Here is a 17,695-nt window from a genome sequence, read left to right as displayed (position 1 = left end):
TCATTCGTGCAGAGGTGAAGCGGTCACTCCACCGTTACGGATTTCGCAAGGTTCCGCGGCTTGTCGACATCCCACCCGAGCGTGAGACCGATTGTCCGCGCCAGCATCTGGAGCGGAACTATGCATTCCAACGGCCCCCATGGCGCTGCGAGGTCAGCTTGGACCGGTATGGTGCTTTCCGCCGTACCCACGCTGACCACATGACCGCCCCGGACTTCGACCTCCGCGATATTCGCCGCCAGCTTCTTGTCCGCGCCGCGTACGGCGACCACCGGGGTGCCGCTACCGATGAGCGCGAGAGGACCATGTTTGAGCTCACCGGCGGGATAGTGCTCGGCCCATCGGTACGTCAGCTCCTTGAGCTTGAGCGCGCCTTCGGCCGCATAGGGCACTCCGGTGCCGCGTGCGATGTAGATGAAACCCGGAGCTGTACAGTATTTCTCAGCTATATCAGGGACCACCGAAGCGGCTGCTGCGGTGGCCTTCGCCAAGCGTTGCGGGAGACTCTCCATCGTGTCGACGAGTCCAGCTGCAGAACTGGTCGACAAGCGCCCTACCGCGATTAGGGCGGAGATCATCAACGCGCAACCGGCTATCACCTGGCAAACGAAGGTCTTCGTCGCCGCGACGCCGATTTCGGGACCAGCGTTGCATGACAGGAAGGCGTCGGCGCTCCTGGCAAGGGTGGAATGCGAATTATTTGTCAGCCCGAGAAGTGTGCCCGGCTGCGCACACGTAGTCACCGCGCGCAGTACGTCTGCCGTCTCACCGGATTGACTGATCGCCAGGCAGAGGGTATCTGGTTCAACCACCTCGCTGTTCGCCTCACTGGCGACAGTGAGGCAGGCCGGCACGCCGCCGAATCGGCGCACCAGATTGGCGATGACATGACCCGCGTTCAAGGAGGTGCCGCAACCGACGACGCGCAGACGCTCGAATGCCGGCATCGAGAGGCCACGCCAGAGGCTTCCGTCGGCCACTCCATCCGCCAGCTCTGCGAGCAATCGCGCCACCGCGGTAGGTTGCTCGTCGATCTCCTTGGCCATGTAGTCGACATATCCACCGAGACCCGGGGTCTCGACGCTGCCCACACCCCCGGTCTTCCCGAATACGGTGGCACCGGCAGTCGACTGACCGTGCTGCTCGACATCGGAGAGCTCCAGCACGTCACCGTCGTCGACCACACGGAACCTCTCGACCCATTCACCGACAGCAGCGATGTCACTGGCGACCAACACGGCGCTGGCGGTGTGCGCAAGCAACAGTGGGGAACGATGACACGAGACGATGATTCGGCCGCTGGCCGCGTCGAGGACGGCTATCGCCCAGCTGCCTTCCAGCAGGGAGAGGGCCCGCCGCACCGCCAGGAGCGGGTCCCCGGCATCGCACAGCTGATCCTCGATCAGGTGGCAGATCACTTCGCTGTCCACGGCAGACTCGAACCGATGACCGGACCGCTCGAGCCGCCGGCGCAGTAGTCCGGCGTTCTCGATTATCCCGTTGTGCACCAGGTTGATGCGGTGGCTACAGTCGCTCAGTGGGTGGGCGTTCGCGGTGGACACCCCGCCATGTGTGGCCCAACGGGTGTGACCGATGCCCGCGCCGCCCAACGGCGCTCCAGCCCAACGCAGTACCGCCGCCTCGAGTGCGTCGATCCGTTCGACCGAACGAAGCCGCGCTACCGCCCCGTCCTGAGTGGTCACGGCGATACCGACCGAGTCATATCCGCGGTACTCGAGACGACGAAGCGCGGGCAGAAGGTAGCCCGTGGCCGGCCCCTCGTTAAGGCACGCGACTATCCCACACATCAGCGCGTGGCCCTGACAAACATGGCTGCGCCGTTACCCGAGTCGTTCGCCAGCGGCGCCGAATCGAGGGAGGGAGCTAACCCGATGATCACCACTTCACTATCGGGGCCGAGTATGCCTGCGTACATGGGCCATCGGAGCTAAATTCGGCTAGTCCCCGAGCCAGTCCTCCTGGGCACCATCGCCCAGCCGAAGGCTGCGCGACAGAGCCGCTGCCTCGGATCGGCTTCGGACACCGAGCTTGGTCAAGAGATTGTGCACGTGGTTCTTGACCGTATGTACCGCGATATGGAGTCGGACAGCGATGTCCTGGTTCGACCGGCCCTGCTCCAGCAGTCGCAGGATCTGGATCTCACGGCCCGTAAGGACCGGATCCCTGCCGACAAGGTTCCGGTCCGCGGTGACCGTGGACAGCCGACGAAGCAACAAGGCCGAGACCTCTGGGGGACACGAGATTCGGCCTTCTGCAGCAGCATTGATCAGCACCAATAGATCTGCAAGAGAATCTGTGCGCATGTGGTAGCCCGCTACCCCTGCTTCTGCACACGCGATGATTGCCGCTTCGTCGTGTTCTGATACCGCGACCGCGATCACCGGGGTGCGGGGGGCCAGCCGCAGAAGCACATTCAGTATCTCACCGATGCCACGAGTTGGGGTGTTCAGAAGTATCACGCTCGGTCGGGCGGCATCGATGCCTGTGATGATCGACGACAGGTCCCACGCCGTCCGGACGCCGGCAGCTCCGTAGGTCTTGAAGATGGAAGCGAGAGCGTCACGGTAGAGGGCGCGGTCGTCGACGAGCAGAATGTTGCTCTCCCCGAGCGCGTCCGGCTTATGCCCGTTCCGATGCGCCGATGCGCCGATGCGACCTCGGCGCCGTCCCAGGATGGGAGGGCCATCGATGTCGCGCGGCCGAAGGGCCCGGTCGCACCCGCGAAGTGTCGCGCTGACATCAGTGGCTCCCGACCCGGCGTGCGGGCAGTGTCGACGGCAGATGACCCGGTAACCGAAGGTTCGACCTCAGCGTCGCCGACCTTGCGCGGTCCGTCACGAGCGGGGGACGGACCGCGCAAGGCAGCCTGTATCGGACGTCCCCGGTACCGCTGGCCGTGGTCGTACGCCTCACCCGGTTGGGTTCAGCCGCCGGTTCGTCCGTCGTCACTGGTCAACTATCAACCGGACCGGGGCTTGGCGCATATGGTCCATTGGAGCGATTTCGAACCCGTCGTGTGACTAGTTCCCGCTCCGATTCCTACCGGATCGACCTCACCAGAGCCGCAGCTTCGGCCCTGGTGTTGACCCCGAGTTTGCTCAACACGGCGTGGACGTGGTTCTTCACGGTATGCAGGCTTATGCAGAGTCGGTCAGCGATATCCCGGTTCGACAGGCCCATCTCGAGCATGCGAAGGATCTGCATCTCCCTGGTCGTCAGATCCAGCTTCATCGAGCCCGTACGGCGCTCCGTTGCGATCGAGGTCAGATGGCGAAGCAACGTTGTCGATACCACTGGGGGACAGGCAGACTCACCGACGACTACCCGTGAGATCACGTTGAGCAGTTCAAAGAGCGAATCGGTGCGGAGATGATATCCGGCGGCCCCGGCCTCTGCGCACGCGATGATGCCCTCTTCGTCGTCCTCAGCGATACCGACGACGATCACCTTGGCTTGCGGAAAGGCCTCGCGCGCAACCCGGAGCAAGTCGATTTTCTGGCGCGCGGTCATGCTGAGCAGAACGATGTCGGCGGCCATCTTGTCTGCGGCATCGACGACAGAGGCGAAGTCCCACGCCGTGGCGGTGGTCGACACGCCGACGTGGTCGAGGATGGTGGCGAGTGCCTCGCGCTGCAGCCTGATGTCGTCGATGATCACCACGCGCGCGGTGGCCAACATGTCCCGACTGGCCGCACTCCCGACGCGCTGCGACAAAACGCGCTGTTGCAGCGGGTCCTGCTCAAGGACCCCGGCTAGAGCCGGTGAAACTGCTCTACCACTACCCAAACCTTGGGCGGACCCAGCCCAGCCTGGTCCCGCTGACACCGGCAAGCCGGTGACCGGCATGGTCCCGGACGCAGACCATGGGTGGCGCGAGTCGGCAAGAGAGACCGCTGCAGAACCGAGGACGTCTCCGACGTTCCCTTGGAGATGGTGTTGCGTCATATCCGACCTCGTTCATGCCGAACGAACGCCCAGTCCCCTAGACCAGCGGAGGCCGTGGCTTCGCTAAAACTACACACCGCCGTCAATTTTTTGCGGTGTGACCCCCAAGTTCCATCCATAAGACCAGTTCCATGCGCTACACCAGCCGATCGGACACATCAAGATCCACAATGCTAAACATTTGCTGAAATCCTCGTCAACCGGTAAATTAGAACTGCGGTCCGAGTGGTTTCTCAGTCAACGAGTTGAGCAACACATCTTTCGGCAGAGCCTGACATGTCTTTGCAGTTGAGCGGCCCTTCGCTGGGCAATGTCGGCAGGCGACGACCGCTACCGCAAGGCAGCGTTTCGTTATTCACGGTGGGTCTCAACCCAGGATCAGTCCCGAGGTCGGTACCCCGGTGCCCGCCGTGACCAGCACATGCTCGACGTCGGGCACCTGGTTCACCGAAGTGCCGCGCAGCTGCCGGACACCCTCGGCGATGCCGTTCATACCGTGGATGTAGGCCTCGCCGAGCTGACCGCCGTGGGTGTTGATCGGGAGTCGTCCACCGATCTCGATCGCACCGCCGGCGATGAAATCCTTGGCCTCACCTCGGGCACAGAAACCGAGTTCCTCGAGCTGGATCAGCGTGTACGGCGTGAAGTGGTCGTAGAGGACGGCGGTTTGGATGTCGTTGGGCGACAACCCGCTCTGCTGCCACAGTTGTCGGCCCACCAACCCCATCTCCGGCAGACCGAGTTCCTCACGGTAGTACGAGTACATGGTGAACTGGTCGGCGCCGGCAGCCTGGGCCGCGGCCTCGATCACCGCCGGGCGGTGTTTGAGGTCCTTGGCCCGCTCGGGGGTCGTCACGACGATCGCGACACCGCCGTCGGTTTCCTGGCAGCAGTCGAGCAGCCGCAGCGGCTCGGCGATCCACCGGGAGTTCTGGTGGTCTTCAATCGTGATGGGCTTGCCGTAGAAGTGGGCTTTCGGATTGTTGGCGGCATGCTTGCGGTCGGCGACCGAGACGGCACCGAAATCGGCGCTGGTGGCCCCATACTCATGCATGTAACGCTGCGCGATCATCGCCACCGAGGCGGCCGGTGTGCTCAGGCCGTGCGGGTAGGACCAGCTGTACTCGACACCGCGCGAGTCGGCGTTGACCGTCAGACCGGTCATCACCTGACCGAACCTGTGCCCGGAACGCTCGTTGAACGCCCGGTAGGCCACCACCACTTCGGCGACGCCGGTCGCGACGGCGAGCGCCGCCTGCTGCACGGTCGCGGCCGCCGCGCCGCCGCCGTACCCGATCTGGCTGAAGAAGGTCAGCTCACCGATTCCGGTGGCGCGGGCCACCGCGGTCTCCAGATTGGAGTCCATCGTGAACGTGACCAGGCCGTCGACATCGGCAGGTGCCAGCCCGGCGTCGTCGAGTGCGTCGAGAACCGCCTCGGCGGCCAGACGCAACTCGCTGCGGCCCGAGTTCTTCGAGAAGTCGGTCGCGCCGATACCCGCGATCGCGGCCTTTCCGGAGAGCATCAGTGATCCCCCAAGGTAAGTGTCGCCGTGGCGATGACGTGATTGCCGAGACTGTTGGCGCCGACCACCTTCACGGTGGCGACGTCGCCGTCGACAGCGGTGACCTCGCCGGTGAACGTGATCGTGTCGTAGGCGTACCACGGCACACCCAGACGCAGACTGATCGACGTGATCCTGGCCGTCGGGCCCGCCCAGTCGGTCAGGTAGCGCTGCACCAGGCCGGTGTCGGTCAGGATGTTGACGAAGATGTCCTTGGATCCCTTGGCCTGGGCCTTGTCCCGGTCGTGGTGGACGTCCTGGTAATCGCGGGTCGCGATCGCCGTGGAGACGATGAACGTCGGGTCGCCGTAGATCTGCAGTTCGGGCAGGACCGCTCCGACCTCCAGGGCGGGGGCGCTCACCGGGCCGGCTCCCACGCGTACAGCGTCCACGCGGGGCTGACGTCGCTGTCCGGGAAGTCGATGTACGTTGCGCGCACAGGCAATCCGATCTGCACTTCGCTGGGGTCGATGTTGCGCAGCTCGCCGAGCATCCGCACGCCCTCCTCCAGTTCGACGAGGGCGACGACGAACGGCAGGCTGCGCCCGGGCACCTTCGGCGCGTGATGCACCACATAGCTGTAGACCGTGCCGTTTCCGGAGGCCACCACGTAGTCGACAGGGGCATCCTTGTCGGCCCACACGGCCGGCACCGGTGGGTGCTGCAGCGTGCCGTCGGGACGGCGCTGGATTCGCAACTCGTGGCTGTTGATGCCGTCCCAGAAGAACTGGGAGTCCTTCGACGAGGCCGGACGCATCAAGCTGTCCGGATCGAGGTCCTCCGGCAGGTCCGGCTTGTCCTCACCGCGCGGCTTGAACTTCATGATGCGCCAGTTCATCTCGGCGACGGTCTCGTCGCCCGACGCGCCGTTGGGCACGGTCCACGTGATGAGCTGGTTGATGAAGAACCCCTCACCCAACGCGGTCTGCTTGGGGCCCACCACGTCGGTGATCTCGGCGTGGACGGTCAGCTCCTCGCCGGGCTGGAGATAGCGGTGATAGGTCTGCTCGCAGTTGGTGGCCACCACGCCGACGTAGCCGGCGTCGTCGAAGAGCGCCATCATCTTCGACAGCGGGTCATCATCGGAGCGGCCCTGTCCGAGTCCACCCATCGTCCACACCTGGATCATCGCCGGAGGTGCCACGATGCCGGGATGGCCGGCAGCCTTGGCGGCCTCGGCGTCGACGTAGATCGGATTCTTGTCCCCGATGGCGTCCACCCAGTGGTGAATCATGGGCTGGTTGACCGGATCCCGGGCGGTACGCGGTTCGCTCTTACCCGCCGCTGTGATCCGGTCGATGCCGGGCTGCAGGTCTGCGCTCATCGGGGCACCCTCGGGACCTTCAACCCCGACGCCGCGATCATCTCCCGCATCACCTCGTTGACTCCACCACCGAAGGTGATCACGAGGTTACGTTTGGTGATCTTGTCGAGCCAATCGAGCAGGTGGGCGGTGTGCGGGTCGGCCGGGTTGCCGTAGCGGCCCACGAGTTCCTCAGCCAGCCGGCCCACCTCTTGGATCCGTTCGGTCGAGAAGACCTTGGTGGCAGCGGCATCGGCGACGGCGATGGTCTCGCCGGACGCGGCGACCTGCCAGTTGAGCAGTTCATTGATGCGCCAGATCGCCTTGATCTGTCCGAGGAGCCGACGCGCGGGCTCCTGCTGGAGTGGAACCACGCCGTCGGAGCCGGCGGTGGCTGCCCACTCGTACACCTCGTCGTAGATGCCGGCGATCCGGCCGGCCGGGCCGAGTCCGACGCGCTCATGGTTGAGCTGCGTGGTGATCAGCTTCCAGCCGCCGTTCTCCTCTCCGACGAGCATGTCGGCGGGCACCCGGACGTCGTTGTAGTACGACGCGTTGGTGTGGTGGGCACCGTCGGACAGGATGATCGGCGTCCACGAGTATCCGGGATCCTTGGTGTCGACGATCAGGATCGAGATGCCCTTGTGCTTGGCGGCGTCGGGATCGGTACGACAGGCCAGCCAGATGTAGTCGGCGTCGTGGGCGCCGGTGGTCCACATCTTCTGCCCGTTGACGATGTATTCGTCGCCGTGCTTGACCGCTGCGGTCCGCAGCGATGCCAGGTCGGTCCCCGCCTCCGGCTCGGAATAGCCGATCGCGAAATGGATGTCCCCGGAGAGTATCCCGGGCAGGAACTTCTTCTTCTGCTCCTCGGTGCCGTGCACCTGCAGCGTCGGGCCGACGGTCTGCAGGGTCACCATGGGCAGCGGTACGTCGGCTCGGTTGGCCTCGTTGACGAAGATCTGCTGCTCGATGGGCCCGAAGCCCAGTCCGCCGTACTCCTTGGGCCATCCGACGCCGAGTTTGCCGTCGGCGCCCATCCGCTTGATCACCGCGCGGTAGGCCTCGTTGTGCCGGTCGCTCTCCATCGCAGCCGCCTCTTCGGGCGTGATCAGCGTGGAGAAGTACTCCCGCAGTTCGGCTTGCAGCTTCTGCTGTTCCGGTGTCAGTTCGATGTACATCTCAGGCTCCCACCAGGTCCAGACGATGTGAAGGACCGCCGAGTTGGCGGGTCAGGTCCTTGATCGACGAGTAGTAGCGGTCCATCGGGTAGGTGATGTCCATGCCCATGCCGCCGTGCAGGTGGTGGCACAGCCGCATCGCCGGCGGCGCCTGCGAGGTGAGCCAGTAACCGAGGATCGTGAGGTCTTCGTCCGCGTCCAGCCCCTCAGTGAGCCGCCACACCACCGAGTTGGACACCAGATCGACTGTGCGCGAGGCGATATAGACCTCGGAGAGTTGGGCCGCCACCGTCTGGAATGTCGACAGCGGCCTGCCGAACTGCTCCCGGTTGGCGACGTAGTCGGCAGTCAGCCTCAGCGCACCGGCCACCAGTCCGGCCGCGAATGCGCCGACGGCCGCCAGGACGAGTTGATTCACCCGCGACGGCGCCGCACCGGCGAGCACATCGTCGTCGCCGACCGCAACGTCGGTGAATGTCACGGTGGCTTCCTCGCCGCCGCTGGCGGTCGGAGTCGTGGTCACAGTCAGGCCATCCGCATCGCGCGCGACCATCACCACACCGGCATCGGCAGTCACGAGGATCCAATCCGCCTGTGCTGCATAGCCGACCGCGATCTTCGTCCCATTCAGCTTTCCCGCAGCCAGAGTGGTCGCAGGCTGATCGGGCAACGAGACGCCGGGCTCGTTGAGCGCCCACGTCAACACAGAACCCTTCGCGACGTTCGACAGATACCGGTCCTGCTGGGCGTCCGATGCCATGTCGAGCAGCACCGCGGTCGACCCGAGCGTGACCAGCGCGGGACTGACCGTGCCTCGCCTGCCGATCTCGGTGAGCGCGGTCGCGATCTCGGCCAGACCGACCCCGTCACCACCGAGGCGCTCGGGCACCGCGAGTGCCGTCACACCACCGGAGACCAGTGCGTCCCACGTGTTGTCGCGCTCGAGCACCGACGTCACCACATCGGCGACAGCCTGCTGCCCCTCGTCCGGACTGAAATCCACCCGACTCCTCCTTGAGTCTTCGTGCCTTACTGAGAGACCGGGCAACCCTTGCCGGTGTAGTCCACCTGCCAGTGCTTGATCCCGTTGAGCCAACCGGACTTCAGGCGCTCCGGCTCGCCGATCGGCTTGAGGTCCGGCATGTGGTCGGCGACGGCGTTGAAGATCAGGTTGATGGTCATCTTGGCCAGGTTCGCACCGATGCAGTAGTGCGCGCCGGTCCCGCCGAACCCGACGTGCGGGTTGGGGTTACGCATGATGTCGAACTGGTTCGGGTTCTCGAAGACCTCTTCATCGAAATTGGCCGAGCGGTAGGACATCACGACCCGCTCGCCCTTCTTGATCTTCACGCCACCGAGCTCGGTGTCCTCCAGGGCGGTGCGCTGAAACGCCGAGACGGGGGTGGCCCACCGGACGATCTCGTCGGCGGCGGTCTCGGGCCGCTCCTTTTTGTACAGCTCCCACTGATCGGGGTTCTGCGAGAACGCGATCATGCCGTGGGTGATCGAGTTACGCGTGGTCTCGTTACCGGCCACGGCGAGCATCACCACGAAGAAGCCGAACTCGTCGTCGGAGAGCTTCTCCCCCTCGATATCGGCCTCGATCAGCTTGGTGACGATGTCCTCGGTCGGGTTCTTCGCCCGCTCCTCGGCCATCTTCATCGCGTACTGGATCAACTCGAACGACGACATCGCGGGATCGACGTCGGCGTACTCCGGGTCCTCCCCGGCGGTCATCTCGTTCGACCAGCGGAAGATCTTGTCGCGATCGTCCTGCGGTACGCCGAGCAGCTCCGCGATGGCCTGCAACGGCAGCTCACACGACACCTGCTCGACGAAGTCGCCGGACCCCTCGGCTTTGGCGGTCTCGGCGATCTTCTGGGCCCGGGCCCGCAGTTCGTCCTCCAGCCGGCCGACGGCGCGCGGAGTGAAGCCGCGCGAGATGATCTTGCGCAGGCGGGTGTGCTGGGGCGCGTCCATGTTCAGCAGGACCGCCTTCTGCAGGTCGATCGCGTCGCGCGTCATGTCCTGCGGCCAGGTCGGGATGGCGCCGTCAGGCGAGCTGCCGAAGATCTCGTTGTGCTTGGACACCTCTTTGACGTCCGCATGCTTGGTGACCAGCCAGTAGCCCTTGTCACCGAAGCCCCCCGTGCCGCCGGGCACGTCGACCCAGTGGATAGGCTCGGACTTGCGCAGTTCGGCGAGCTCCTCGACCGGGAGACGCTCGAGGTTCAGCGTCGCGTCGAGGAAGTCGAAGTCGGGGCTGATCGGACATGAGTTCGGGCCGGGCATAGGAAAGCACTCCTCAATTGCAACGTGTTCTAGTGCCAGTAAAACATGCCTCCACCGCAGATGAAAGGCACGACGGCATCGCTGCTTGTCAGACTAATGAAACGTGTTCTAGCCTGACGCAATGGGTAACCCTGTCATCGTCGAAGCCACCCGCAGCCCCATCGGCAAGCGCAACGGATGGTTGTCCGGTCTGCACGCCACCGAGTTGCTGGGCGCGGTGCAGAAGGCGCTCGTGGACAAGGCCGGTATCGAAGCAGATCAGGTCGAGCAGATCATCGGCGGCTGCGTCACGCAGTACGGCGAACAGTCCAACAACATCACCCGGGTCAGCTGGCTGACCGCAGGGTTGCCGGAGCAGGTCGGCGCCACCACCATCGACTGTCAGTGCGGGAGCGCCCAGCAGGCCAACCACCTGATCGCCGGCCTGATCGCCACCGGGGCCATCGACGTCGGCATCGCCTGCGGTATCGAGGCGATGAGCCGCGTGGGACTCGGCGCCAACGCCGGGCCGGACCGGGGCCTGATCCGCGCTGCGTCCTGGGACATCGACATGCCCAACCAGTTCGAAGCCGCCGAGCGCATCGCCAAGCGGCGCGGCATCACGCGTGACGACGTCGACCGGTTCGGCTTCGAATCTCAGCGCAAGGCCAAACAGGCGTGGGCCGAGGGGCGCTTCGACCGCGAGATCTCCCCGATCACCGCACCCGTGCTCGACGAGAACAAGCAGCCCACCTCGGACCTGGCGCCGGTCACCCGCGACCAGGGGCTGCGGGACACCACGATGGAGTCGTTGGCCGGGCTCAAGCCGGTGATGGAGGGCGGAATTCACACCGCCGGTACCTCGTCGCAGATCTCTGATGGCGCGGCGGCGGTGCTGTGGATGGACGAAGACAAGGCCCGGGCACTCGGCCTCACGCCCCGTGCCCGCATCATCAGCCAGGCCAACGTCGGGGCCGAGCCGTACTACCACCTCGACGGCCCCGTCCAGTCGACCGCGCGCGTCCTGGAGAAGGCCGGAATGAAGCTGGGCGACATCGACCTCGTCGAGATCAACGAAGCGTTCGCGTCCGTCGTGCTGTCGTGGGCTCGGGTGCACGAGGCCGATATGGACAAGGTCAACGTCAACGGCGGCGCCATCGCGCTGGGGCACCCGGTGGGCAGCACCGGCGCCCGGCTCATCACCACCGCGCTGCACGAACTCGAGCGCACCGACAAGTCCACCGCGCTGATCACCATGTGCGCCGGCGGCGCCCTGTCGACCGGAACGATCATCGAGCGCATCTGATGATCTCGGACGCGGACCGCATCGCCGCGGCTCAGGCGTACATCTCTGCCCTGGCCTCCCACCGGGCCGACGCGGTCCCGTTCGCACCGGGCTGCACGCGCACCGAGGTCGGCATCAAGACCGGATTCTCCGGAAATCATCTGCGCCGCAGCCTCAACCGCGGCCTGCAGTACCGCGTGATCGAGTCGGTGTCGTCACCGGAGTTCACCGTCGACGGCGACATCGTGCGCGCACGGTTCGAACTGTCGACCAAGCCCTCGCTGGCCGGGCGCCGCGTCGGGGCGCGTGTCGACGAGACTTTCCGGATCCCGGCCGACGATCCGGCCGGCCGAGCTCAGATTCACCAGATCACCGCCTCCATCCGACCGTTCATCACCAGATAGGTGTCCCCGCCGTGACCGAAGCCTCCCGCCCGCTGTCCGACAAGCAGATCAAGAGCCTGAACTCCAAGGCCGTGGGCTTCGGCATCAAATGGATGTCGCGCGCACAGACCTTCCTGTTCAAGAAGACCAACGGGCGATTCGGGGACAAGTTCCTGCGCGGCTCCGAGGTCGGCATCCTGACCACCACCGGCCGCAAGACCGGCGAACCCCGCGACGTGCCGCTGCTGTTCCTTCAGGAGGGCCGCCGGATCGTGCTCGTCGCATCCCAAGGCGGCCGCGACACCCACCCGATGTGGTACCTCAACATCAAGGCCGATCCGACGGTGGTGTTCCAGACCAAGCACGAGAAACTCCACCTCGTCGCGCGCGAGGCCACCGACGCCGAGCGCGACGAGTACTGGCCCAAGCTCGACGCGATGTACCCCGACTACGTGAACTACCGGTCCTACACCGACCGCAAGATCCCGATCATCATCTGCGACCCCCGCTAGGCGCCGTAGACCGGGACCGGGGGGCGGGCCTTGGCCAGCAGATCACCGACCACCGGACCCAGCTCCGCGGGATCCCACTTGGCCCCCTTGTCGATCTGCGGCCCGTGCGCCCAGCCCTCCGCGACGCGGATCTTGCCGCCCTCGACCTCGAAGACCTGGCCGGTCACGTCGCGGGACTCGACGCTGCCGAGCCAGACCACCAGCGGCGACACGTTCTCCGGTGCCATCGCGTCGAAATCCTGGCCCTGGGTGGCCATCATGTCGGCGAAGACGGTCTCGGTCATCCGGGTACGCGCCGAGGGCGCGATGGCGTTGACGGTCACCCCGTAACGGCCCATCTCGGCTGCCCCCACCAACGTCAGCGCGGCGATGCCGGCCTTGGCGGCACTGTAGTTGGCCTGCCCGACCGAACCCTGCAGCCCCGCACCGGAACTGGTGTTGATGATGCGGGCATCCACGGTCTGACCGGCTTTGGACTGCGCCCGCCAGTATGCGGCGGCGTGCTTCATGGTGGCGAAGTGACCCTTCAGGTGCACCGCCGTGACCGCGTCGAACTCCTCTTCGCTGGTATTGGCGAACATCCGGTCGCGCACGATGCCGGCGTTGTTGACCAGCACGTCGAGGCCACCGAAGGTGTCGACAGCGGTCTGGATCAGCCCTTCGGCCTGGGCCCAGTCGGCCACGTTGGCGCCGCTGGTGACGGCTTCACCTCCCGCAGCGACGATTTCGTCGACCACGGCCTGCGCAGCGCTGCCGCCGCCGGCCGGCGAGCCGTCCAGGCCCACCCCGATGTCGTTGACCACCACCCGCGCGCCCTCGGCGGCGAAGGCCAGCGCATGTGCGCGACCGATCCCGCCGCCGGCACCCGTCACGATCGCCACTCGGCCGTCCAGCAATCCCATGTGCTGATCCCTTTCTGAAGTCACCCTTGCTTGTTGACGTCTGCAGTGGTGGTCGACAGGTAGTGCGGCGGCTCTCCTCCGCCGTGCACCTCCAGCGATGCACCACTGATGTAGGCAGCGGCGTGCGAAGCCAGGAATGCGGCGGCCCAGCCGATGTCCTCCGGCTTCGCGAGGCGTCCCAGCGGAACGTTGCGCGATATGGCGGCGATCGAGTCGGCGTCGCCGTAGAACAGGTCGGACTGCTCGGTCTCGACCATGCCGACCACGACCGAGTTCACGCGCACCTTCGGTGCCCACTCCACCGCCAGGGTGGTGGTCATGTTCTCCATGCCGGCTTTGGCCGCCCCGTAGGCCGCGGTGCCCGGCGTCGGGCGTCGCCCGCTGACGCTGGTGATGTTGACGATCGAACCGCCGCCGTCCTGACTCTGCATGACCGCATTCGCGTGCTGGGAAACCGACAGGGCACCAAGCAGATTCAATGCCACGATCTTGGTGCTGAATTTCGCCGAGGCCTCGGCGGCCGGCACGTAGGGCGACCCCCCGGCGTTGTTCACCACCACGTCGAGGCGGCCGTGGTCGGCAGCGATGCCGTCGACGAGGGCCTTGACCGCATCGTCGTCACGGATGTCGCAGGCCCGGAATTCGTAAGGCAGTCCCTCGACCGCCCGGCGGGCGCAGGTCACCACCACGGCGCCCTGCTCGGCGAACACCTTGCTGATTCCTGCCCCGACACCCCGCACCCCGCCGGTGACGAGCACGACACGGCCGGTCAGACCCAGTTTGATGGCGCTATCGACGGCGTCAGTCACTGTGCTAGCGTACCAAGCAAGTGCTTGCTTAGGTAGCCACCCCCTCAGGAGTCCGCATGACCATCAGCACCAAGACCGTCGAACCGGGCATCGTCGCGGTCACCGTCGACTACCCGCCCGTCAACGCGATCCCGTCCCGGGGCTGGTTCGAACTGGCCGACGCGATCACTGCGGCCGGCCGCGACATGAGCACCCACGTCGTGGTGCTTCGCGCCGAGGGTCGGGGCTTCAATGCCGGCGTGGACATCAAGGAAATGCAGAACACCGAGGGCTTCACTGCGCTGATCGACGCCAATCGTGGCTGCTACGAAGCGTTTCGGGCCGTCTATGAGTGCGCGGTGCCGGTCGTTTCTGCCGTCAACGGCTTCTGCGTCGGCGGCGGTATCGGGCTGGTGGGCAACTCCGATGTCATCGTCGCGTCCGACGACGCGAAGTTCGGTCTGCCCGAGGTCGAGCGCGGCGCACTCGGCGCGGCCACCCACCTGTCCCGCCTGGTGCCCCAGCACCTGATGCGTCGGCTGTTCTTCACCGCCGCCACCGTCGACGCCGCCACACTGCATCACTTCGGGTCGGTCCACGAGGTGGTTCCGCGGGCCGAGCTCGACGAGGCCGCGCTGCGGGTGGCCCGCGACATCGCAGCCAAGGACACCCGGGTGATCCGCGCGGCCAAGGAGGCGCTGAACTTCATCGATGTCCAGCCCGTCAACGCGAGATATCGCATGGAACAGGGCTTCACATTCGAGCTGAACCTGGCCGGTGTCTCCGACGAGCACCGGGATGCGTTCGCAGGGACCGACAAGGGAACGAAATGAGCGACAAGAGAACCACTCTCGACGAAGCCGTCGGGGGCATCCGCAGCGGCATGACGATCGGTATCGGCGGCTGGGGCTCGCGCCGCAAGCCGATGGCCTTCGTGCGCGCGCTGCTGCGCACCGACGTCACCGATCTGACCGTGGTCACCTACGGCGGCCCCGACCTGGGGCTGCTGTGCTCCGCCGGCAAGGTCAAGCGGGTGTATTACGGCTTCGTGTCGCTGGATTCGCCGCCCTTCTACGATCCATGGTTCGCCAAGGCGCGAACCTCCGGCCGCATCGAGGCCCGGGAGATGGACGAGGGCATGCTGCGGTGCGGTCTGCAGGCCGCCGCCCAGCGACTGCCGTTCCTTCCGACCCGCGCCGGCCTGGGCAGCGATGTCCGAAACTTCTGGGGTGACGAGCTCAAGACCGTGACGTCTCCGTACCCGACCGGCGACGGCTACGAGGAACTCATCGCGATGCCGGCACTCACCCTGGACGCAGCGTTCGTCCACCTGAATCTCGGCGACGAACGTGGCAACGCGGCTTACACCGGTATCGACCCGTATTTCGACGATCTCTACTTGATGGCGGCCGAACAGCGGCATTTATCGGTGGAGAAGGTGGTGACGACCGAAGAGTTGGTGAAATCGGTTGCACCACAACAGCTGCTGGTCAACCGGATGATGGTCGACACCGTAGTCGAGGCGCCCAACGGCGCCCACTTCACCACCGCCGAGCCCGACTACCGCCGCGACGAGAAGTTTCAGCGCCACTATGCCGAGGCCGCCGGCTCGGAGGAAACCTGGGCGGAGTTCGCCCGCACGTACCTTTCGGGCAGCGAGGACGACTACCAGGCAGCGGTGGCCGAGTTCAAGGAGCAACAGTCATGACGTCCCCCACCCGCGCCGAGGTGTGCGCCGTCGCGTGCGCCGAACTGTTCCGTGACGCCGGCGAGATCATGGTCAGCCCGATGACGACGATCGTCTCGGTCGGCGCCCGGCTGGCCCGCCTGACCTTCTCCCCCGACATCCTGTTGACCGACGGTGAAGCGCGCCTGATCGCCGACACGCCGGCCATCGGCGCCCAGGCGGCCATCGAGGGCTGGATGCCGTTCGGCCGGGTGTTCGAGACGTTGACCTGGGGCCGGCGCCACGTCGTGATGGGCGCCAACCAGATCGATCGCTACGGTAACCAGAACCTGTCGGCATTCGGTCCGCTGCAGCAGCCCACCCGGCAGATGTTCGGCGTGCGCGGCGCACCGGGCAACACCATCAACCACATCACCAGCTATTGGGTCGGCAACCACTCCAAGCGGGTGTTCGGCGACGCTGTCGACGTCGTATCCGGAATCGGCTGGGACAAGGTTGATCCGGCCAACCCGGCATACCGCTTCTTCAACGTCTACCGGGTGGTGACCAACCTCGGGGTGTTCGACTTCAACGGCCCCGACCACCAGATGCGGGCGGTGTCGCTACACCCGGGGGTAGCCGCCGAGCAGGTCGTCGAGAACACCTCTTTCGAGGTGCACGGCCTGGGCGAGGCCGGCACCACCCGGCTTCCGTCGGACGAGGAACTGACACTGCTTCGCGAACGGATCGATCCGAAGTCACTGCGCGACAAGGAAGTACGGTGAGCGCGCACCTGACCACGCCCCTGACCGAGCTGGTCGGTATCGAACATCCAGTGGTCCAGACCGGCATGGGGTGGGTGGCCGGCGCACGTCTGGTGTCGGCGACCTCGAATGCCGGCGGCCTGGGCATCCTGGCCTCGGCGACGATGACGCTCGACGAGCTGAAAACCGCCGTCGCCAAGGTCAAAGCCGCCACCGACAAACCGTTCGGGATCAACATCCGTGCCGATGCCGGCGATGCGAACGAACGGGTCGATCTGTTGATCGCCGAGGGGGTCAAAGTCGCTTCGTTCGCGCTGGCCCCGAAGCCGGATCTGATCGCCAAACTCAAAGAGGCCGGCGTCGTGGTCATCCCGTCGGTGGGTCTGGCCAAACACGCCAAGAAGGTCGCGAGTTGGGGCGCCGACGCGGTGATCGTGCAGGGCGGCGAAGGCGGCGGTCACACCGGTCCGATCGCCACCACGCTGCTGCTGCCCTCGGTGCTCGACGCCGTGGCCGACACCGGGATGCCGGTGATCGCCGCGGGCGGTTTCTTCGACGGCCGCGGCCTGGCCGCGGCGCTGTCCTACGGCGCCGCCGGGGTCGCCATGGGCACCCGATTTTTGCTGACCAGCGACTCCACCGTGCCCGACCCGGTCAAGCAGCGCTACCTGCAGGCCGCGCTGGACGGCACAGTGGTGTCCACCCGGGTCGACGGGATGCCACACCGGGTGCTGCGCACAGGCTTGGTGGAGAGGCTCGAGAGCGGCTCACCCCTGAAGGGTTTCGCCGCCGCGGTGGGCAACGCCCAGAAGTTCAAGAAGATGTCGGGGATGACCTGGAAGTCGATGGTCAAGGATGGCCTGGCCATGCGGCACGGCAAGGAGCTGACCTGGTCGCAGGTCGTGATGGCGGCCAACACGCCGATGTTGCTGAAGGCCGGCCTGGTCGAGGGCAACACCGATGCCGGAGTGCTCGCATCGGGGCAGGTCGCCGGAATCATCGAGGACCTGCCCTCGTGCGCCGACCTCGTTCCCGCCATCGTGGCCGAAGCTGTCGAGCACCTGCGGAAGGCATCCAGCTTCATCGGTGAGTGAAGATTAGAGCTTCATT

18 protein-coding genes are annotated in these 17,695 nt (G+C 65.8%); 7 read left to right on the top strand and 11 right to left on the bottom strand.

Translation table 11 applies throughout. The annotated features are described in order from the left end of the window. Positions 1-23: 23 nt before the first annotated feature. The 9 genes from glmS to G6N31_RS24410 all read right to left on the bottom strand — a co-directional run bounded on the left by glmS (position 24) and on the right by G6N31_RS24410 (position 10,306). Positions 24-1,808, bottom strand: coding sequence for a glutamine--fructose-6-phosphate transaminase (isomerizing) (gene glmS, locus G6N31_RS24450; RefSeq protein WP_098003236.1), 1,785 nt, complete (start codon positions 1,806-1,808; stop codon positions 24-26). 150 nt (positions 1,809-1,958) lie between these two features. Next, positions 1,959-2,480 carry a response regulator transcription factor gene (locus G6N31_RS24445; protein WP_098003237.1) on the bottom strand — a complete coding sequence of 174 codons (522 nt, stop codon included), beginning with the start codon at positions 2,478-2,480 and terminating at the stop codon, positions 1,959-1,961. A 580-nt stretch (positions 2,481-3,060) separates the two neighbouring features. Continuing rightward, positions 3,061-3,699 (bottom strand): LuxR C-terminal-related transcriptional regulator, encoded by a 639-nt coding sequence (locus G6N31_RS24440; RefSeq protein ID WP_163722359.1) that lies wholly within the window; start codon positions 3,697-3,699, stop codon positions 3,061-3,063. A gap of 634 nt (positions 3,700-4,333) precedes the next feature. Beyond that, positions 4,334-5,491 carry a 17-hydroxy-3-oxo-4-pregnene-20-carboxyl-CoA lyase gene (gene ltp2 / locus G6N31_RS24435; protein WP_098003239.1) on the bottom strand — a complete coding sequence of 386 codons (1,158 nt, stop codon included), beginning with the start codon at positions 5,489-5,491 and terminating at the stop codon, positions 4,334-4,336. Then, positions 5,491-5,892: a MaoC family dehydratase gene (locus G6N31_RS24430; RefSeq protein ID WP_098003280.1), complete on the bottom strand. Its 402-nt coding sequence runs from the start codon at positions 5,890-5,892 to the stop codon at positions 5,491-5,493. The genes ltp2 and G6N31_RS24430 overlap by 1 nt, the downstream gene beginning before the upstream one ends. Next, positions 5,889-6,854: a bifunctional MaoC family dehydratase N-terminal/OB-fold nucleic acid binding domain-containing protein gene (locus G6N31_RS24425; protein ID WP_098003240.1), complete on the bottom strand. Its 966-nt coding sequence runs from the start codon at positions 6,852-6,854 to the stop codon at positions 5,889-5,891. The genes G6N31_RS24430 and G6N31_RS24425 overlap by 4 nt, the downstream gene beginning before the upstream one ends. Further along, positions 6,851-8,014 carry an acyl-CoA dehydrogenase FadE29 gene (gene fadE29 / locus G6N31_RS24420; protein ID WP_098003241.1) on the bottom strand — a complete coding sequence of 388 codons (1,164 nt, stop codon included), beginning with the start codon at positions 8,012-8,014 and terminating at the stop codon, positions 6,851-6,853. Before fadE29 ends, G6N31_RS24425 begins: the two co-directional genes overlap by 4 nt. A 1-nt stretch (position 8,015) precedes the next feature. Beyond that, a complete protein-coding gene (locus G6N31_RS24415; RefSeq protein WP_098003242.1) occupies positions 8,016-9,017 on the bottom strand; it encodes an acyl-CoA dehydrogenase family protein in 1,002 nt (333 codons plus the stop codon). A gap of 26 nt (positions 9,018-9,043) precedes the next feature. Beyond that, positions 9,044-10,306 (bottom strand): cytochrome P450, encoded by a 1,263-nt coding sequence (locus G6N31_RS24410; RefSeq protein ID WP_098003243.1) that lies wholly within the window; start codon positions 10,304-10,306, stop codon positions 9,044-9,046. Between the two features lie 121 nt (positions 10,307-10,427). Here G6N31_RS24410 and G6N31_RS24405 point away from each other — a divergent pair, with 121 nt between their 5' ends. Genes G6N31_RS24405 through G6N31_RS24395 form a run of 3 tightly spaced genes read left to right on the top strand, consistent with a single transcriptional unit; the run spans position 10,428 to position 12,465 of the window. After that, positions 10,428-11,591, top strand: a complete 1,164-nt coding sequence (locus G6N31_RS24405) for a steroid 3-ketoacyl-CoA thiolase (protein ID WP_098003244.1) — start codon at positions 10,428-10,430, stop codon at positions 11,589-11,591. Further along, entirely contained in the window at positions 11,591-11,974 is a 384-nt protein-coding gene (locus G6N31_RS24400) for a DUF8021 domain-containing protein (protein WP_179964235.1), read from the top strand. The genes G6N31_RS24405 and G6N31_RS24400 overlap by 1 nt, the downstream gene beginning before the upstream one ends. Positions 11,975-11,985: 11 nt before the next feature. Continuing rightward, positions 11,986-12,465, top strand: coding sequence for a nitroreductase family deazaflavin-dependent oxidoreductase (locus tag G6N31_RS24395; protein WP_098003245.1), 480 nt, complete (start codon positions 11,986-11,988; stop codon positions 12,463-12,465). On the opposite strand, the gene G6N31_RS24390 is transcribed toward G6N31_RS24395, so the two are convergent. Beyond that, the gene (locus G6N31_RS24390) at positions 12,462-13,367 is read right to left on the bottom strand and encodes an SDR family oxidoreductase (RefSeq protein WP_098003246.1); all 906 of its coding nucleotides are present in this window, start codon (positions 13,365-13,367) and stop codon (positions 12,462-12,464) included. The genes G6N31_RS24395 and G6N31_RS24390 overlap by 4 nt on opposite strands. 20 nt (positions 13,368-13,387) lie before the next feature. Further along, positions 13,388-14,176 (bottom strand): SDR family oxidoreductase, encoded by a 789-nt coding sequence (locus G6N31_RS24385; RefSeq protein ID WP_098003247.1) that lies wholly within the window; start codon positions 14,174-14,176, stop codon positions 13,388-13,390. A 56-nt stretch (positions 14,177-14,232) separates the two neighbouring features. Between G6N31_RS24385 and echA20 the strand changes: the two genes are divergently transcribed. The 4 genes from echA20 to ipdC are packed head-to-tail and all read left to right on the top strand — an operon-like array spanning position 14,233 to position 17,679. After that, complete coding sequence (echA20, locus tag G6N31_RS24380; protein ID WP_098003248.1) at positions 14,233-14,988, top strand: (7aS)-7a-methyl-1,5-dioxo-2,3,5,6,7,7a-hexahydro-1H-indene-carboxyl-CoA hydrolase; 756 nt, start codon at positions 14,233-14,235, stop codon at positions 14,986-14,988. Then, complete coding sequence (gene ipdA, locus G6N31_RS24375) at positions 14,985-15,863, top strand: cholesterol ring-cleaving hydrolase subunit IpdA (protein ID WP_098003249.1); 879 nt, start codon at positions 14,985-14,987, stop codon at positions 15,861-15,863. Before echA20 ends, ipdA begins: the two co-directional genes overlap by 4 nt. After that, entirely contained in the window at positions 15,860-16,606 is a 747-nt protein-coding gene (gene ipdB / locus G6N31_RS24370; RefSeq protein WP_098003250.1) for a cholesterol ring-cleaving hydrolase subunit IpdB, read from the top strand. The genes ipdA and ipdB overlap by 4 nt, the downstream gene beginning before the upstream one ends. Continuing rightward, the gene (ipdC, locus tag G6N31_RS24365; protein ID WP_234815278.1) at positions 16,603-17,679 is read left to right on the top strand and encodes a (3aS,4S,5R,7aS)-5-hydroxy-7a-methyl-1-oxo-octahydro-1H-indene-4-carboxyl-CoA dehydrogenase; all 1,077 of its coding nucleotides are present in this window, start codon (positions 16,603-16,605) and stop codon (positions 17,677-17,679) included. Before ipdB ends, ipdC begins: the two co-directional genes overlap by 4 nt. Positions 17,680-17,695: the final 16 nt, after the last annotated feature.

The sequence above is a fragment of the Mycolicibacterium duvalii genome, from assembly GCF_010726645.1.
GTDB classification, from domain to species: Bacteria; Actinomycetota; Actinomycetes; order Mycobacteriales; family Mycobacteriaceae; genus Mycobacterium; species Mycobacterium duvalii.
The sequence above is the reverse complement of the archived record's forward strand: the minus strand, read 5'-3'. Positions and strand labels throughout refer to the sequence as shown.

Bases quoted from the DNA above. Each gene is read 5' to 3' on its own strand.
- ipdB (WP_098003250.1), top strand. From the start codon at position 15,860: ATGACGTCCCCCACCCGCGCCGAGGTGTGCGCCGTCGCGTGCGCCGAA.
- G6N31_RS24425 (WP_098003240.1), bottom strand. From the start codon at position 6,854: ATGAGCGCAGACCTGCAGCCCGGCATCGACCGGATCACAGCGGCGGGT.
- echA20 (WP_098003248.1), top strand. From the start codon at position 14,233: ATGACCATCAGCACCAAGACCGTCGAACCGGGCATCGTCGCGGTCACC.
- G6N31_RS24400 (WP_179964235.1), top strand. From the start codon at position 11,591: ATGATCTCGGACGCGGACCGCATCGCCGCGGCTCAGGCGTACATCTCT.
- ltp2 (WP_098003239.1), bottom strand. From the start codon at position 5,491: ATGCTCTCCGGAAAGGCCGCGATCGCGGGTATCGGCGCGACCGACTTC.
- ipdA (WP_098003249.1), top strand. From the start codon at position 14,985: ATGAGCGACAAGAGAACCACTCTCGACGAAGCCGTCGGGGGCATCCGC.
- fadE29 (WP_098003241.1), bottom strand. From the start codon at position 8,014: ATGTACATCGAACTGACACCGGAACAGCAGAAGCTGCAAGCCGAACTG.
- G6N31_RS24405 (WP_098003244.1), top strand. From the start codon at position 10,428: ATGGGTAACCCTGTCATCGTCGAAGCCACCCGCAGCCCCATCGGCAAG.
- glmS (WP_098003236.1), bottom strand. From the start codon at position 1,808: ATGTGTGGGATAGTCGCGTGCCTTAACGAGGGGCCGGCCACGGGCTAC.
- G6N31_RS24440 (WP_163722359.1), bottom strand. From the start codon at position 3,699: ATGTTGGCCACCGCGCGCGTGGTGATCATCGACGACATCAGGCTGCAG.
- G6N31_RS24410 (WP_098003243.1), bottom strand. From the start codon at position 10,306: ATGCCCGGCCCGAACTCATGTCCGATCAGCCCCGACTTCGACTTCCTC.
- G6N31_RS24390 (WP_098003246.1), bottom strand. From the start codon at position 13,367: ATGGGATTGCTGGACGGCCGAGTGGCGATCGTGACGGGTGCCGGCGGC.